This window comes from Paenibacillus sp. A14 (assembly GCF_036864815.1).
GTDB lineage: Bacteria > Bacillota > Bacilli > Paenibacillales > Paenibacillaceae > Fontibacillus > Fontibacillus sanfengchensis.
Genome location: NZ_JBAGJD010000001.1, coordinates 681,531 through 697,278 on the forward strand (window position 1 = coordinate 681,531; position 15,748 = coordinate 697,278).

Sequence of the window (15,748 nt, forward strand, 5' to 3'; positions counted from 1 at the left end):
ACGCGTGACGCCATGTCTGGAAACGCTTTATTTGTCCATCATGAGCAATCGATGAATTACCGTTTCCACGATCATCACCCGTTTCACCCGATCCGGCTGCGGCTGACGCTGGAGCTTCTGCAAGCCTGCGGCGCGCTGAGTTCCGGGCAGATGCTTGTCTCCCGTCCCGCCACGGAGGAGGAGCTTCTCTGGATTCACCAGCCCGCCTACGTCGAAGCGGTTAAGGCGCTCAGCGACTCTCCGCCTGATCCGGCGTGGACGGAGCGTGCGGAGCAGTACGGCCTGATGGACGAGGACACGCCGTATTTCCCCGGCATGCACGACGCGGCCTCTTACGTTGTGGGAGGCACGATCACCGCGGTGGACGCGGTCCTGTCGGGCCGGGCGGACCACGCTCTGCATTTGGGCGGCGGTCTGCACCATGCCCTGTCCGCGAAAGCCGCCGGCTTCTGCGTCTATAACGATGCCGCCGTGGCCATCGCCTACGCGAAACACCGCTTCGGGGCCCGGGTGCTGTACGTGGACACCGACGTTCACCACGGCGACGGGGTGCAGTGGAGCTTCTATTCCGATCCGGATGTGTGTACATATTCCATTCATGAAACGGGAAAATATTTGTTTCCCGGAACGGGATTTCTTCATGAACGGGGTGAACATTTGGGCTACGGAGCCTGCTTGAACATTCCGCTCCAGCCCTATACGGAGGACGCCTCCTGGATGGAGTGCTTCGAAACCTCCATTACGCGGCTGGCAAACTATTTCAAGCCGGATTTGATCGTCAGCCTGCATGGCTGCGATGCCCATGCTTTGGATCCGTTAAGCCATATGCACTGCAGTATGGCCATATACAGCGAGATGCCGGCGATTCTCCATCGGCTGGCCCATACGCATTGCGGGGGGCGATGGGTCGCCGTCGGCGGAGGCGGCTACGATATGTGGCGGGTCGTTCCCCGTGCCTGGAGCCTGCTTTGGTTGGAAATGAGCCAACATCCGCTGAAACGGGTGCTTGACCGGGAAGACCGGCCGCAAACCAAGCTGCCGCAGAGCTGGGCCGAGAAATGGCAGAGTCAAACGCCGACGCCCCTCCCCGCGTTTTGGCTCGACGATTTAACGCGTTGGGAGGCGATTCACCGCAGGGCGGAAATTACGGCAAAAAACCGCGAGAATCTCGCGGTTGCGCTTCAGGATTATCCGCCGGCCCCCTAAAGCAGGGTCTTGATTAGTTTAGAGAATCCACATGTTGGATCATGTCTTCAATAATCTCAAATGAGCGCTTAGAAGCGATCACGGTAAACTCGGCGAAATTCACGTCCGCCGTTCCGTCCGCTTTGTCGGACATCGAGCGCAGCATCACATAAGGCACGGCGTTCATATGGCAGACTTGACCGATCGCCCCGCCTTCCATCTCCACGCAGGTTCCGTCCATGCTTTCATAGAGAAAGCGGACGACTGCCGGATCGGCGATAAACTGGTCACCCGACAAAATTCTCCCGACCCTGTAGCCGTTTTCCCGGCAAACGCGGGAGCAAGCTTCCTCCGCGAGCTTGATCAGCCGGGGGGCGGCCGGAAAATCGGACACCTCTTGAAACGGAGTCACCCCGCGGGGGAATCCGATCGGCGAGCAGTCCATATCGTGCTGCTGGCATGACGACGAGATCACGATATCGCCGATATCCAGCGAAGGATGCAACGCGCCAGCCACCCCGGTAAACCAGATCATCCCGACGTCAAAACGGTCGACCAGCACCTGCGTGGTTATCGCGGCATTCACTTTCCCTACGCCGGATTTGCACACCACGACGTCTTTGCCGTGGAACTTCCCTTTCACAAAGGAAAGCCCCGCCTGAGCTACCGGTTCCTTGGCTTCCATGCCGTCCAGCAGCAGCGCCAGCTCTTCATCCATCGCCCCGATGATTCCGATTGTTTTCAGCATGTTCAATCGCTCCTTTATCGATTTATGTAAGCTTAACTTGCCCTACAGCCTAAAAAAAGCTCCTTCATGAGGAGCTTTTTTCCGTTATAACCTTTTTCATATATTTGTCTATCTAATCTTCTCTATAATTGAAAGCAGCCTAAACGTGGCTGACGGACAACCGCAAAATCGTTTCGTGCGGCAAAATGACCCGAGGATTCTCCACGGTTTCTTTCTTCATCAGTTTCGTCAGAAGGCGCATGGCTACCGCTCCCAAGTCATACATCGGCTGGGCGACCGTCGTCAACTGAGGACGCACCATGGAAGCCATACGAATATTGTCGACGCTGATGATCGAGAAATCATCCGGCACTTTCAAGCCTTCATCCTGAATGCTGTGAATCGCACCGATCGCCATCTCGTCCGTAGCGGCAAAAATCGCGGAAGGCCGTTTCTTGAGCCCCAGGAAATATTTCATCGCTTCCACCCCGGATTCATACCGGTAATTGCCGATCCGCACAAGATCCTCGTCATAAGGAATTCCCGCGGTTTCCAGGGCGCGTTTGTACCCTTGGAAGCGCGCATAACCGTTTGCCGGATCCTGCAGCGTGCCGCTGATCATTGCAATGTGCCGATGGCCATGGCGAACCAGCGTGCTGACCGCATCGAAGGCCGCTGCTTCATGGTCGATATCCACCGAGGGAATCATCCCGTCTTCGTCGCTTGTTGCGCAGAGAACGATCGGGACAGCCGAAGTCTGAAACGCCTGAACATGCTCTTCCGTCACGGTTCCGCCCATGAACAGAAGCCCGTCCACTTGTTTCTCAAGCAACGTGTTGATGACCCGAATTTCCTTCTCTTTCTTCTTGTCCGCATTACATAAAATAATATTATAGTGGTACATGTTCGCGATATCTTCGATACCTCTTGCAATCTCGGCAAAAATCGAATTCGAAATATCTGGAATCACCACTCCGACCGTTGTCGTCTTCTTGCTGGCAAGACCTCTTGCCACCGCATTCGGACGATATCCCAAACGTTCAATCGCTTCGTACACTTTTTTCCGAGTTTGCGGCTTCACATTGGGATTGTTATTCACAACCCGGGAAACCGTAGCCATCGAGACGCCCGCTTCACGAGCCACATCGTAAATGGTAACCGTCACATTATTCTCTCCATTGCCAATAGATTTTCACTCATTACTCCGCGAGCCCAATGTTTCAATTAAATTTATGATACGACAAAATACTACTTTGTGCAATGATAACGCTTCATTTACACAAGAATTCCTTGCAGGGCCTCTGCGGTGATCCTGGAATGCGAAGTATGCCATACCGCTTGTCCGTCCTTTACCAAAAGAGCCTGCGGCGATTCATGCTTGACGGCGAGAACCTCGGCGGCCTCATTGGAGACCTCGCGGTCCTCCACTACATAAATCAGTCCGTATGTAATCTTCTCGTTGGGAGAGCCCTTCAGATAGTTCTCCAATTCCCGGTAGGCGCCGGAACTGATCGGGCAGCGCGTACTGTGCTTAAACAGCAGCAGCGGCTGACTCGCCGAATGTTCCAAGACACGGTGCAGATCCTCTTTTGACGTGATTCTCCTCAATTCAGGCATCTCGCATCCATTCCTTTCAGAAAATCAATTTTCATTTTCCTAAATCATATCTTACCAAAAACGGCACGCGAAATACAACTCATGGCGACAAATTCATTAAGATTATCTTTTATTTCGTGCTCAAAAACTGACGATCTTTTACAAACTTCGACAAAGTTGCCAGCCTTGCCGCGATTTCTTTCATCCAGTTTTCATCATTCATCTTTTGCGCACAGCCGTATAAATCAAGCAGCAGATTGATGCGCTCTTCACAATGCTGTTCCAGCATAGCTTCAAACAATACGGAGTCCGCCTTCGTCCATTTGCGGGACAACTCATAAAGCACATCCGCAAGTTCATTGACTTCGGTGAAAAATACGCGTCCTTTAGCGTTCTGTTGTTTCAACTGATCCAGCAAGTCCAGCAGATCCGGCTTGACGAACGGCAGCACTTCGTAGAAGTTGCAGTCTTCGCATTCAAAGATCGGCACCCGATCGATTTGAAATTTGTTTTCAAACACGACCAGCCGGAATCCGAAATTCATTTTTTGTCCGCAGCGGCAAAGCCTGCGCATAGGAATCACCTCATAAATAGTCCATCACGTTTTGAGTCGGATAAAGATTCCAGCGCAAGAAGGATTATCCTTGCGCTATGAGCATGAAGAAGAACATCATTTTTGATACAATTAAAATATTGAAAACGATTTTCGTCAAGAGAAAAAGCAGACAGGAGGAGACGAATTTGAGATTATCTGGTAAAAAGGTGATCGCCCTGGTCGATGAGGAATTTGAGGACTTGGAGCTGTGGTACCCGATTTATCGCGTTCGCGAGGAAGGGGCCGAGGTGCATCTGGCCGGGTTGGAGAAAGGCAAAAAATACATCGGCAAATATGGAGTCCCCGCCGTGACGGATATGTCGTTTGAGGAGGTCCGTTCCAGCGATTACGACGGGATCCTTGTGCCCGGAGGCTGGGCTCCCGATAAGCTGCGCCGGTACGGGAAGGTGCTGGAGGTCATTCGGGAGTTGAATGAAGCAAAGAAGCCGATTGGGCAAATTTGTCATGCGGGATGGGTTCTGATTTCCGCCGGCATCCTGAAAGGCGTCACCGTCACCTCCACGCCGGGAATTCGCGATGATATGGAAAATGCCGGAGCCGTATGGAAGGACGAGCCCGTCGTGGTCGATGGACATATCGTCTCCGCCCGGCGCCCGCCCGATTTGACGGAATACGGAAAGGCATTCGTCGATGCTTTGGCGGACTCCGCACAATAGTTTTAGCAAACAGTTAAGCTGAGAAAGACCCGGGAATCGTCCCGGGTCTTTCTCAGCTTTTCATATATTCGATGTGGCCGTAGCACCGCCTAGCGGCCAAGTACCGGGTCCTTCCCCAAATAGCGGGTAAGCTCGGCTTCGATTTCCTCGCTCGTCGACAAGCCGTAGCAGTAACGTCCCTCTTCCTCGGCTTCCTTCACCGAACTGTTTAAAATCCGGTGTTTAACCCGCAGCAAGGACTGCGGCGACATACTGAGCGTATCGACCCCGAGGTACAGCCAGATCGGCAGCACTTTTTCGTCGCCGGCCATCTCGCCGCACACGCTGACCGCTATGCCGGCTTCCTTTGCGGCCGTTACGGTTTGGCGAAGCATGCGAAGCACGGCCGGGTGGTAAGAGTTGTACATGTGGGCGATCTTTTCGTTCATCCGGTCGACCGCCAGCACGTACTGGACCAGGTCATTCGTACCGATACTGAAGAAATCGGCTTCTCTGGCGAGCAGATCGGCTATGGCTGCCGCAGCCGGAACTTCAATCATCACGCCGACTTCCACTTCGCCGGAATACGGCAGCCCGCGATCGGACAGCTCCCGCTTAGCTTCTTCCACAAACCCTTTGGCCCGTTTCAATTCCTCCAACGAGGACACCATCGGCAGCAAAATTTTGATTTGGCCGTAAACACTGGCCCGCAAAATCGCCGTCAACTGGATTTTGAACAGCTCTTTGCTGTCCAGACTGATGCGGATTCCGCGATAGCCGAGCACCGGATTCTCTTCCTCCGGAATCGTAAAATACTCCAGCTGCTTGTCTCCGCCGATATCCAGCGTGCGAATGACGACCGGGTGGCCGTCCGCCTTCTCGACAATTTGGCGGTAAACCTCAAACTGCTCGTCTTCGCTCGGGAAAGCCGGGCGGTCCATGTACAGAAATTCCGTGCGGAACAGCCCTACGCCCTGAGCTCCGTATTTGATCGCCTGCTCGAAATCCTTGACCGAGCTGATATTCCCGGCCAGCTGCATCCGGTAGCCGTCCCTTGTCACCGCATCGACGGAAGCGAGCAACTGCAGCTGCTCCTTGCGGCGGCGCTGCTTCTCGGCGATCTCGGTGTACCGGTCGATAATTTCCTGCTCCGGATCCAGGTAAAGCCAGCCTTCATCGCCGTCGACGACGAGCAGGTCCCCGGTCTGCAGCGGTTTCGTCAGCTTATGCTCCAGACCGGATACCAGCGGAATGCCCAGCGCCCGGGCCATGATCGCGGAATGCGAGGTTTTGCCCCCGGCCATCGTTACCATCCCCAGCACGTTCTCGGGATTCAGATGCACGAGCTGGGACGGTGACAATTCCTTGGCTACCAGAATGTAAGGCTGGGTATCCGACGGCAGCGTAATCTCCGGCGTTCCCAGCAAATGCTTCAACAGCCGGTTGCCGACATCCTTGATATCCAGCGCCCGCTCCTTCATATATTCATCATCCAGCAGATCGAACATCGTGACAAAGTGATCGATCGCTTCCTTTACCGCAACCTCGGCAGCCTTATACTGCCGTTCGATAATGCCCTGAATCTCGCTCATAAATACAGGGTCTTCCAAAATGGCGATATGCGCATCAAAAATGCTGGACTCCGCGACCCCCACCGTTTCCTTGATTTCGTTCTTCATGAACTCAATCTCGGTCTTGGAGGTTCGGATCCCCTCATATAGTCTCTCGAACTCTTTGGCGAGATCCACCTTCTCCATCCGGCGATCCGGCACATCCCACTCCCAGGCGGGCAGCACGAACGCCTTGCCGATGGCGACGCCAGCCGCTGCTCCGATACCCTGTATCATGTTTCGACCCCCTAAGTCCTTACTGTGAAGTATAGGATACCCTCTCTCTAATACTTTATGGTAAGCCCAGCTTCGTAAATTTGTCAAAGGAATTTACGCAAAGAAGGCATCCCCGCCATCTCCGATGACTTCAGGACGCCCATCCTTTATTTATTACAACAAATTACCTTTTGCCGATCAAAATGCTGTCCTCCACTTTAATGCACCGGTCCATAATCACTGTCAGACCGCCTTTCGAGGCAATTTCATACGCTTCATCGCTCGCGATGCCGAGCTGAAGCCAGAGCACATGCGCCCCGATTTCCACCGCTTCGCGGGCCACTTCCGGCGTATATTCGCTGCGGCGGAATACGTTAACGATATCCACCGGCTCGGGAATATCCTTCAGGGAAGCGTACACTTTCTCGCCGAGAATTTCCCCGCTGACGGACGGATTTACCGGAATAATCCGGTAACCGTTATTTTGCAGGGCCTGTGAGACCATGTAAGAGGTCCGGTCCGTCTTGTCGGACAAGCCGACGACAGCGATGTTTCCGGCGTTCTCCAAAATCTTCTTGATTTCATCCCGACTTGGATTTTCAAATGCCATGTTGCATCACACCTTTCTTGACCTTATTTTACCCACTCTACCGATGCGCCAAGCGCCTTAAGATGATCGAAAAATTGCGGATATGATTTCGCCACATGGTGCGCATCCTTAATCAATAGCGGTTCCTTGCACCGCAAACCTACGACCGTGAGCGCCATGATCACCCGGTGATCATAATGCGCGTCGATCGTCGCGCCGCCTTCCAATCCCGTAGGCCGCCCGTGCACGATGATCTCGGATTGCCGTTCCTCCACTTTGGCCCCTGCTTTTCTCAGTTCATTCAGGTAGTCTGTAATCCGGTCGCATTCCTTATACCGTAAGTTCTCCACGTTATAGAAGCGGGACGTTCCTTCCGCAAACACCGCCGCGGCCACCATCGCCAGCACGGCATCGGTGGCGGCATCGCCGTCGAATTCCACCGGACGCAGCCGGCCGTTGCCGAGCACGTGCACCGTATCGTCACGATGGCTGAGCGGGACGTCCATCATTTGCAGCACATCGACGATCGCCCGTTCACCTTGCTTGCTGCCCTCCATCAGCCGGTGTATTTTCACATCGGATTTGGTGACCGCCGCCGCCGCCAGAATCGCCGCCGACCCGGGGTAATCGCCTTGGACCGTATAATTTTTCGCCTGGTAGCTTTGGCGCCCTTGAACGCGGAAGAACCTGTAGTCGCTTGAAGCGTCCACGATAATCCCCGCTTGCTCCAGCACCTCCAAAGTCTGTCCGATCACGACTTTCGATTTCAGGTCACCCAGCACTTCGATCTCGCTGTCTTCCTCCAGCAGCGGGGCTAAGAAGAGCAGAGCGCTCAAATACTGGGAGCTGACTTCGCCCGATACGCGGATTTTCCCGCCCATCGGACGTCCTCCGCGAATCGTAATCGGAAGGCGGCCTTCCTGGTGCTCAATTTCCACACCCATGCTTTCCAGCGCTTCGATCAAGTCGGTGTGCGGGCGCTTGCCCAGGGAATCCGGATAGGTGTTCACAAAAGTGACTTCCGGGCAAAGCGAAGCGATCGCCATCAAAAACCGCAGCACCGCTCCGGCGTTGCCGACGTTGAGCTCCTTCACATCCCGCGGGTGCTTGCCGAAACCGGTGATCACGATCTTCTCGTCGTCCTCCTCCAGCACCGCCCCGAGATCTTGAATGCAACGGCGCATTGCGTCGCTGTCCTCGCTATGGGCGGGGTAATAAATCGTACTTGTCCCTTCCGCCAAAGCGGCGACGAGCAAATACCGGGTTGTATAATTTTTCGAGGAAAGCGCTCCAAACTCTCCCTTCAGTTCTGCCGTAGGCCTTACGATCATGTCCATATGTAAATTCCCCTTTGCAAATATTGTCGATTAGCCGCGGTAATGCATTAAAATCTCGGCGGACACTTCCCCCGCACTCTTGCCGGTTGTATTGATCGTGACGTCGGCAAAATCATAGGCATGCTTACGCTCCTCCAACAGCGCCGCGATTCTTGCTTTGGCTCCGCCGGCGAGAAGCGGCCTGTTCGGATCTTCCCCGACACGGGCCAGAATTTCTTCCGCCGTAGCCTGAAGCGCTACGACCCAGCCACGTGCAAGCATTTCCCGGCAATTCTCCGGCCGAAGCACCGCTCCGCCGCCGGTCGCCAGCACCGCCCCGCGCTCTTTCAGCGTTTCGCACAGCACCCGGGTTTCCAAGTCGCGAAAATAAAGCTCCCCCTTCTCCTCAAACAACCGGGGAATACTTAAGCCCGCTTCGGCAGCGACTAGAGCATCCAGGTCCAGCAGGCGATAGCCTGTTTCCGCGGCGAGATAAGCGCCTACCGTCGATTTGCCGGTCCCCATCATTCCGACCAGCACAATGACATCCTTCTTGCTCTCCATGACTCCACCCTTTTCATATCATACGCTAAAAAGGCCAAAAATAACTTTTTCATATCATAACACAGGCCCGGTCACTTTGGCACCCTTCTTCAATCAAGGCATTCTCTTCCAGCCGCCATTAAAAAAGCGCCGCGGCAAACGGATCATTCCGCGGCCGTGGCGCTGATTTGTACTTAGTTCTCTGTTATGCGGCGTTTCTTAGAACCATTGGTGATGGAAGACGCCTTCCTTGTCCACTCGTTTGAACGTGTGGGCACCGAAGTAGTCGCGCTGCGCTTGCAGCAGGTTGGCCGGGAGGCGCTCCGTCCGGTAGCTGTCGTAGTAGGACAATGCGCTGGCAAAGCCCGGTACCGGAATGCCGTTCTCCACGGCGACGGATACGACTTTGCGCCATGCGTCCTGGTAGCTTTCCACCACGTTTTTGAAGTAGGAATCCAGCAGCAAATTTTTGAGGGCCGGATCGCGGTCGTAAGCTTCCTTGATATTGTGCAGGAATTGCGAGCGGATAATGCAGCCGCCGCGGAAAATCATCGCGATATTGCCGTATTTCAGATCCCAGCCGTATTCGTCGGAAGCGGCGCGCATTTGCGCGAAGCCTTGGGCATAGGAAACGATTTTGCTGGCGAACAGCGCTTTGCGCACATTCTCGATAAATTCCGCTTTGTCGCCGCTGAACGGCTTCTTGGCCGGACCGTTAAGCACTTTGCTTGCCGCTACCCGCTCTTCCTTCATCGCGGACAGGAAGCGGGAGAAGACGGACTCCGTGATCATGGACAAAGGTACGCCGAGATCGAGCGCGCTTTGGCTTGTCCATTTGCCGGTGCCTTTTTGTCCGGCTGCGTCGAGAATCACATCAACCATCGGCTTGCCGGTTTCTTCGTCATACTGCGAGAAAATGTCGGCCGTAATCTCGATCAGATAGCTGTCGAGCTCGCCTTTGTTCCATTCCGAGAAGATTTCATGCAATTCCTTGGCATCCACGCCAAGAACATCCTTGAGCAAGTGATAAGCTTCGCCGATCAATTGCATGTCGCCGTACTCGATGCCGTTATGGACCATTTTGACATAGTGTCCTGCACCGTCCGGCCCGATATATGTACAGCAAGGATCGCCGTTCACTTTTGCGGAAATCGCCGTCAAGATCGGCTCTACAAGCTTATAGGCGCTTTCCTGTCCGCCAGGCATGATCGCCGGCCCTTTCAAGGCGCCTTCCTCACCGCCGGACACCCCGGTTCCGATGAAGCGGAAGCCCTTGGCTTCAAGCTCTTTGCTGCGGCGCTGCGTATCCGGGAAGAAGGCGTTGCCTCCGTCGATAATGATGTCGCCTTGATCCAGATAAGGAAGCAGGCTCTCAATGGTAGCGTCGGTTGCGGAACCGGCTTGTACCATGATCAAAATTTTGCGAGGCGTTTCCAGGGACTGCACAAATTCCTCGACCGAGAACGTGCCGACCAGGTTCTTCCCTTTGCCTTCGTTCTCCAGGAGGTCATGCGTCTTTTGCGGGGAACGGTTAAATACCGAAACGGTAAAGCCCCTGCTTTCAATATTGAGGGCCAGGTTTTTGCCCATAACGGCCAGGCCGATAACGCCAATCTGTTGTTTTGACATGGTCTCCATCCTTTGCACACTATTTTTTTATCAATAATATCATTTTAACTCTTTTGCGTACAGAAGTGAACCCCTTGAGGTCACGCGCCCAGAAAACAACCCCCATCGATCAGGGGGCCGGCAATGAGTTTTTTAATCCTAGTTTACCTTAAACATAGGGCTACCATTCAAGGGAGATCAGTTTGATCCGGAGTTTGCGCAGTCTTTCCTTGCAGGCTTCGGCCAATTCGTCGTCCCCTTTTTGCAGCGCTTCGTACAATCTTTCCAGCTCCCGGTCCAGCTCTTGCTGAAGCGTTTCCAACTGCTGCTCCGCCGATTGGGAGGCGTAAATTTCCGACATCTTCTCCAGATCCAATACCGGGCCCTTCTGATAGATGACGCGGTGCTCCATGCCGTTGATTTCCACTAAGCGAATCACTTCGCCGAACAGGATGTTCTCGATGAAAATTTGACGGTCCTTGAACCGTTTGACCACCGCATGCCCCCGCAGATCGCCGATCAGCTTCTCCAGCCATTCGGCCAGCTTGGCGTCCTTGATCACGTAATCGCCCACGAGCTTGTATCCGTTCGCCAGGCGCTGAAAGCGCAGCTTTGTCAGCTTGCGTCCCGTGCGTACGGAAATGATAAAAATGGATTCATTCTCACTCCAATATAAAGAATATCCGTCTTGGATCAAATCGCGGATCAACTGCTGTATGTGCCGGCGGTCGAATCGGAGTTCCAGGTTGCAGTATTCCACTTCATAGCTTTTGTTCACGGCACTCCCTCCCTTTTTTCACCCCGCTTCCCTTGTCTTGAAGGGCTTCGGCGTCTTCGCTTTCCTCCCACTTTCGGCTTACCCTATCTTATACTTCATCTTATGTAAAAGAACTTGGATTATTGATTATTTTTACCCTTAACGGGCTGTTTCTGACGCAAAAGGGCGCGAGCTTTCCTTCAGCAGGGCCCTCTTGCCGGGCCCGAACTCGGGAATCCGGTCACGGCAAGTATGTTATACTTGGAACATAAGTCAAACAGTTTAGCGTTGTAATGGAGGTCAGAAGACGATGAGTTTTAACGGTTTTACCGAACAGGATTTCGATGCGTTGACCGTACCGGGGCTCGAGCCCCGAATGGAGGCCATTATCGGCCATATTCGCCCCAAACTGGAGGTTTTGGGAGCTTCGCTCGCACCTTACCTGTCCGCTTTGTGCGGGGAGGAAATGCACCCTCATGTGGCCAAGCATGCCCGGCGCAAGGTCAATCCGCCGATCGATACCTGGGTTGCATGGGCCGACAGCAAGCGCGGTTATAAGGCGTTGCCCCACTTTGAGGTCGGGATGTTCTCCACCCATTTATTTATCATCTTTGCGGTAATCTACGAGAGTCCGAATAAGTCGGTTTTCGCCGACTACATGATGAACCATGCCGACGAATTGAAAGCCGCCGTCCCCGGCCCGTTCTACTGGTCGATGGACCATATGAATCCGAACGGAATACCGCATCGTGAGACCGGTGTTTCCGAGCTCCGGAGCATGGGCGAGAAGCTGAAATCGGTCAAAAAAGCGGAAATCATGTGCGGCCTTCGCCTTGACCGCCAGGAACCGGTTCTTCGGGACGGGGACAGGCTCACCGCGAAAATCGAAGAAACGTTCCGGGCCCTGCTTCCGCTGTACAAGGCTTCTTTTTAAAGCGTACAGGCGTCCCTTGCCTGCTTCTCAACGGATTTGGTTTCCGGGGGGAGCGGGCTTTTTGCGCGACAGATGCAAGTGAAGAAAGAACAGCAGCGCCATCGAGACGGCACTGGCGACAAAGGGAGCCGGCGCTCCCCAGCCGTCCCACATCTTCCCCGATACGACCGGACCCATGGCCATGCCGAACCCCTGAATGGTCAGAAAAAGTCCCCAAACGGTGCCTTTTTCCCCTTTCGGCAAAATTCGTGAAATCATCGTATCCCACGTTGGCAAAATGCAGGCGTAACTCAACCCGATCACCATGACGAGCGCCCAGACAGCCGGTAGATTTCGCGTAAAAGCGAACAATCCGACCGCAACGGCGGAGAGCGAAAAGCCGATATTCAAAAAGAGAGCGGTGCCGTACTTGTCGACCAATTTGCCGACGGGAATCAGTCCGAGTACGGTAATTCCTCCTCCCGCAATCAGCATCAGGCTGAATGCCTCCGGTGAGAGATTCAGCTCCGTCCGTACGAACAGGGTGATCACGGGAGTCAGCAGGCCAATGGCAAAAGACTGCAAAAACAGCGCCGGGTAAAGAAGCGGGCTGACCTTCAGATTCGTGCGGATCTGCCGGTGCGTCTGCTTGATATTTTCCCAAAGCCCCCCCTTCCACAACGAAGCCTTGTCATCGATCCCGGCCGTTGAGGCCGATTTCGACTTCCCGCTATTATTCCCCGGCAAGAGCAGGGAAACGAGGATGACAATACCGATGCAGCCGAGCAGGATCCAGAAAACGAGTGTATACGACACTCCGACAAGGAAATTGATAATGACCGGTCCCAGCCCGGTTCCGCCCAAACTCGAAATCTGAATGACGCCCATGGCGGTCGCGAAATTTTTGCTCTCCTCCGTGACGGAGGTAATTCCCATCAGCACACAGGGCCAAAGCGGTGCCGTGCCGACCCCCAGCAGGGCGCAACCCAGCACGATGAATCCCATCGTCTTCATCACCGTAATAAGGAAGACACCGCCAAACGTGATGCAAAGTCCGATCGTCATCGTCATCCGAAAGCCGATCCGTTCGATCAGCCAGCCCGCCGGGCTGCGAAACAGATTGTCCCCAATATATTGGCACGAAAAAGACAATCCGATGGCAAACGCGCTCAGCTTCAACACATCTCCTATGTAAACGGGAAGTATTGAGACGATTAAGGCCCCCTTTACGAATTCAACCAAAAACATAATAATCCACAGGCAGATAAAGGTGGGGGTAAGCAGTTTTCGGGATACAAGTTTGGTAGCTAGTTCCATAATCTACCTCTCCTTTCTGTCGGCCTTACTTTTTAATCGATGTTATCCAGTCTATCCTTTTTCGCAAGCAACTTAACCTGTGCAATACATTGCCAACCCTTGGCCGCAAACTTCGCTTGCATTCCGGTCCCAGTTTGCTATACTCAACCTTGTTAAAATTTTACGAAAGGCAGGGACGGCCCTATGGATCACCAAAAAACGCCGCTATTCTCCGCACTTAAGAAGCATGCGGCCGCCAACCCCGTTCAATTTCACATTCCCGGGCATAAAAAAGGGCTCGGAACCGATAAAGAATTCCGCGAATTTATTGGCGATAATGCCCTGTCCATCGACTTGATCAACATCGCTCCGCTGGACGATCTTCACCAGCCGACGGGGGTGATCGAGGAGGCTCAGAAACTGGCCGCCGACGCGTTCGGCGCGGACTATACCTTTTTCTCGGTACAAGGCACCAGCGGAGCCATTATGACAATGGTAATGTCCGTTTGTTCTCCCGGTGATAAAATTATCGTTCCGCGAAATGTTCACAAATCGGTGATGTCCGCGATTATCTTTGCCGGGGCCAAACCGGTGTTTGTATCCCCCGCACAGGACGCAAACCTCGGGATCGACCACGGGATTACCTCTTCCTCCGTGCGGCGGGCTCTTCAGCGACATCCGGATGCGAAAGCCGTCCTGGTCATTAACCCGACCTATTTCGGCGTTTGCGCCCATCTCAAGGAAATCGTCGATCTGGCGCACAGCTACAATGTGCCCGTGCTTGTGGATGAAGCGCACGGGGTTCACATTCATTTCCATGAGGACCTTCCGATGTCGGCCATGCAGGCCGGAGCGGACATGGCGGCCACGAGCGTGCATAAGCTCGGCGGTTCCATGACGCAAAGCTCCGTGCTCAACATCAATATCAAAAACAGTCTCGTGAACCCGCAGCGCGTCCAGACGATCATCAGCATGCTGACGACGACTTCGACCTCTTACCTGCTGCTGGCTTCGCTCGATACCGCCCGCAGAAATCTTGCCCTGAACGGGCGCGAGATGGTCCAGCAGTCGCTGGAGATGGCCCACTACCTTCGCCGGGAAATCAACGAAATCCCCGGGCTGTACAGTTTCGGCAAGGAGATTCTCGGCAGCGAGGCGGCGTACGATCTGGATCCGACCAAAGTGACGATTCATGTACGCCATTTGGGGATTACCGGCTATGAAACGGAGAACTGGCTCCGCGAGCATTATAATGTGGAAGTGGAGCTCAGCGACATGTACAACATTCTCTGTATCATTACCCCCGGCGACACAAAGGAATCGATCGAAACCTTGCTGACGGCCTTGCGCCGCTTGTCCGAGTGCTATTACAAGGAAAACAACGCGAACGAATTGATCGTCAAAATCCCGGAAATTCCGCAGCTCTCCTTGATTCCAAGGGATGCGTTCTACGCGGATACGGAGGTCATTCCGTTCCGGGAGTCGGCGGGACGCATCATCGCCGAGTTCATCTACGTTTACCCGCCGGGGATTCCGATTCTGCTGCCGGGCGAAGTCATCTCGCAGAGCAATATCGACTATATCGTCGATCATGTGGAAGTCGGTTTGCCCGTAAAGGGACCCGAAGACCGGTATATTAACGAGGTCAAGGTGATCGTCGAGGCCGATCCGATTTTCTGATGCTTGACGACGAAAGGGCTGTCCCAAAAGCGTACTCGCTTGGGACAGCCCTATTTATGATCGAACGATTAAGCTTCTAGGCTTCATCCTGTTGGGAGACCAGCTCGTTATAAGCTTCCTCCACTTTGCGCCACTCGTCCTCGTCCTCGATATTGTAAAGCACCATCTCCTCGTTCTCTTCTTCCATGCGCAGGATGATGCCGTCGGCTTCCGGATTATTCCGTTCCAACAAAAGGGCATATAATTTGTCGCCGACGTCAAACGTCTCGACAAGTACCATTTCTACGTCATTGCCATGCTCGTCCGTCAGCGTCAATACGAACTCTTCATGCTCATGGTCATGATCATGGTCGTGTCCGCAGCCGCAAGCTTCACCGTGTTCGTGCTTGTGATCGCTCATTGAAATACCTCGCTTCGGTTAATTTGATGGGTTGCCAAAACCTGTCGGTTTCCCTCGTATC

General features: G+C 53.9%; 16 protein-coding genes. 4 read left to right on the forward strand and 12 right to left on the reverse strand.

Translation table 11 applies throughout. The annotated features are described in order from the left end of the window. Nucleotides 1–12: 12 nt before the first annotated feature. Nucleotides 13–1,206, forward strand: a complete 1,194-nt coding sequence (locus tag V4U88_RS03320; RefSeq protein WP_334071800.1) for an acetoin utilization protein AcuC — start codon at nucleotides 13–15, stop codon at nucleotides 1,204–1,206. 13 nt (nucleotides 1,207–1,219) lie between these two features. Here V4U88_RS03320 and V4U88_RS03325 read toward each other — a convergent pair whose 3' ends face one another. From V4U88_RS03325 to V4U88_RS03340, 4 genes are all read right to left on the reverse strand, one after another. Next, nucleotides 1,220–1,933, reverse strand: a complete 714-nt coding sequence (locus V4U88_RS03325; RefSeq protein ID WP_334071801.1) for a 5'-methylthioadenosine/adenosylhomocysteine nucleosidase — start codon at nucleotides 1,931–1,933, stop codon at nucleotides 1,220–1,222. 139 nt (nucleotides 1,934–2,072) lie between these two features. After that, nucleotides 2,073–3,077, reverse strand: a complete 1,005-nt coding sequence (gene ccpA / locus V4U88_RS03330) for a catabolite control protein A (protein ID WP_334071803.1) — start codon at nucleotides 3,075–3,077, stop codon at nucleotides 2,073–2,075. A 110-nt stretch (nucleotides 3,078–3,187) separates the two neighbouring features. Further along, nucleotides 3,188–3,529, reverse strand: a complete 342-nt coding sequence (ytxJ, locus tag V4U88_RS03335; protein ID WP_334071804.1) for a bacillithiol system redox-active protein YtxJ — start codon at nucleotides 3,527–3,529, stop codon at nucleotides 3,188–3,190. Between the two features lie 109 nt (nucleotides 3,530–3,638). Beyond that, the gene (locus V4U88_RS03340; RefSeq protein WP_334071805.1) at nucleotides 3,639–4,028 is read right to left on the reverse strand and encodes a hypothetical protein; all 390 of its coding nucleotides are present in this window, start codon (nucleotides 4,026–4,028) and stop codon (nucleotides 3,639–3,641) included. A 221-nt stretch (nucleotides 4,029–4,249) separates the two neighbouring features. On the opposite strand from V4U88_RS03340, the gene V4U88_RS03345 reads away from it, so the two are divergent. Beyond that, nucleotides 4,250–4,780: a type 1 glutamine amidotransferase domain-containing protein gene (locus V4U88_RS03345; RefSeq protein WP_334072061.1), complete on the forward strand. Its 531-nt coding sequence runs from the start codon at nucleotides 4,250–4,252 to the stop codon at nucleotides 4,778–4,780. Between the two features lie 89 nt (nucleotides 4,781–4,869). Here V4U88_RS03345 and ptsP read toward each other — a convergent pair whose 3' ends face one another. From ptsP to V4U88_RS03375, 6 genes are all read right to left on the reverse strand, one after another. Next, complete coding sequence (ptsP, locus tag V4U88_RS03350) at nucleotides 4,870–6,606, reverse strand: phosphoenolpyruvate--protein phosphotransferase (protein WP_334071806.1); 1,737 nt, start codon at nucleotides 6,604–6,606, stop codon at nucleotides 4,870–4,872. A gap of 163 nt (nucleotides 6,607–6,769) precedes the next feature. Next, nucleotides 6,770–7,195, reverse strand: a complete 426-nt coding sequence (locus V4U88_RS03355; protein WP_334071807.1) for a CoA-binding protein — start codon at nucleotides 7,193–7,195, stop codon at nucleotides 6,770–6,772. Nucleotides 7,196–7,218: 23 nt separating this feature from the next. Then, nucleotides 7,219–8,511: a 3-phosphoshikimate 1-carboxyvinyltransferase gene (aroA, locus tag V4U88_RS03360; protein ID WP_334071808.1), complete on the reverse strand. Its 1,293-nt coding sequence runs from the start codon at nucleotides 8,509–8,511 to the stop codon at nucleotides 7,219–7,221. Between the two features lie 30 nt (nucleotides 8,512–8,541). Then, the gene (locus tag V4U88_RS03365; RefSeq protein ID WP_334071809.1) at nucleotides 8,542–9,054 is read right to left on the reverse strand and encodes a shikimate kinase; all 513 of its coding nucleotides are present in this window, start codon (nucleotides 9,052–9,054) and stop codon (nucleotides 8,542–8,544) included. Between the two features lie 198 nt (nucleotides 9,055–9,252). Continuing rightward, a complete protein-coding gene (gene gndA / locus V4U88_RS03370) occupies nucleotides 9,253–10,662 on the reverse strand; it encodes an NADP-dependent phosphogluconate dehydrogenase (RefSeq protein ID WP_334071810.1) in 1,410 nt (469 codons plus the stop codon). A 160-nt stretch (nucleotides 10,663–10,822) separates the two neighbouring features. Then, on the reverse strand, nucleotides 10,823–11,419 hold the full coding sequence (locus V4U88_RS03375) for a hypothetical protein (RefSeq protein WP_334071811.1): 597 nt from the start codon (nucleotides 11,417–11,419) through the stop codon (nucleotides 10,823–10,825). A gap of 289 nt (nucleotides 11,420–11,708) precedes the next feature. On the opposite strand from V4U88_RS03375, the gene V4U88_RS03380 reads away from it, so the two are divergent. Continuing rightward, nucleotides 11,709–12,332 (forward strand): YktB family protein, encoded by a 624-nt coding sequence (locus tag V4U88_RS03380; protein WP_334071812.1) that lies wholly within the window; start codon nucleotides 11,709–11,711, stop codon nucleotides 12,330–12,332. A gap of 27 nt (nucleotides 12,333–12,359) precedes the next feature. Here the strand turns inward: V4U88_RS03380 and V4U88_RS03385 are convergent, their stop codons facing one another. Then, complete coding sequence (locus V4U88_RS03385; RefSeq protein WP_334071813.1) at nucleotides 12,360–13,628, reverse strand: MFS transporter; 1,269 nt, start codon at nucleotides 13,626–13,628, stop codon at nucleotides 12,360–12,362. A gap of 183 nt (nucleotides 13,629–13,811) precedes the next feature. Between V4U88_RS03385 and V4U88_RS03390 the strand changes: the two genes are divergently transcribed. After that, complete coding sequence (locus tag V4U88_RS03390; protein ID WP_334071814.1) at nucleotides 13,812–15,287, forward strand: aminotransferase class I/II-fold pyridoxal phosphate-dependent enzyme; 1,476 nt, start codon at nucleotides 13,812–13,814, stop codon at nucleotides 15,285–15,287. 76 nt (nucleotides 15,288–15,363) lie between these two features. On the opposite strand, the gene V4U88_RS03395 is transcribed toward V4U88_RS03390, so the two are convergent. Further along, the gene (locus V4U88_RS03395; protein ID WP_334071815.1) at nucleotides 15,364–15,687 is read right to left on the reverse strand and encodes a DUF1292 domain-containing protein; all 324 of its coding nucleotides are present in this window, start codon (nucleotides 15,685–15,687) and stop codon (nucleotides 15,364–15,366) included. Nucleotides 15,688–15,748: the final 61 nt, after the last annotated feature.

Excerpts from the sequence above, each read along its gene's own strand:
- V4U88_RS03325 (WP_334071801.1), bottom strand. The coding sequence starts at position 1,933 with ATGCTGAAAACAATCGGAATCATCGGGGCGATGGATGAAGAGCTGGCG.
- V4U88_RS03365 (WP_334071809.1), bottom strand. The coding sequence starts at position 9,054 with ATGGAGAGCAAGAAGGATGTCATTGTGCTGGTCGGAATGATGGGGACC.
- V4U88_RS03320 (WP_334071800.1), top strand. The coding sequence starts at position 13 with ATGTCTGGAAACGCTTTATTTGTCCATCATGAGCAATCGATGAATTAC.
- V4U88_RS03355 (WP_334071807.1), bottom strand. The coding sequence starts at position 7,195 with ATGGCATTTGAAAATCCAAGTCGGGATGAAATCAAGAAGATTTTGGAG.
- V4U88_RS03380 (WP_334071812.1), top strand. The coding sequence starts at position 11,709 with ATGAGTTTTAACGGTTTTACCGAACAGGATTTCGATGCGTTGACCGTA.
- V4U88_RS03395 (WP_334071815.1), bottom strand. The coding sequence starts at position 15,687 with ATGAGCGATCACAAGCACGAACACGGTGAAGCTTGCGGCTGCGGACAC.
- V4U88_RS03385 (WP_334071813.1), bottom strand. The coding sequence starts at position 13,628 with ATGGAACTAGCTACCAAACTTGTATCCCGAAAACTGCTTACCCCCACC.
- V4U88_RS03390 (WP_334071814.1), top strand. The coding sequence starts at position 13,812 with ATGGATCACCAAAAAACGCCGCTATTCTCCGCACTTAAGAAGCATGCG.
- ptsP (WP_334071806.1), bottom strand. The coding sequence starts at position 6,606 with ATGATACAGGGTATCGGAGCAGCGGCTGGCGTCGCCATCGGCAAGGCG.
- aroA (WP_334071808.1), bottom strand. The coding sequence starts at position 8,511 with ATGGACATGATCGTAAGGCCTACGGCAGAACTGAAGGGAGAGTTTGGA.
- ytxJ (WP_334071804.1), bottom strand. The coding sequence starts at position 3,529 with ATGCCTGAATTGAGGAGAATCACGTCAAAAGAGGATCTGCACCGTGTC.
- gndA (WP_334071810.1), bottom strand. The coding sequence starts at position 10,662 with ATGTCAAAACAACAGATTGGCGTTATCGGCCTGGCCGTTATGGGCAAA.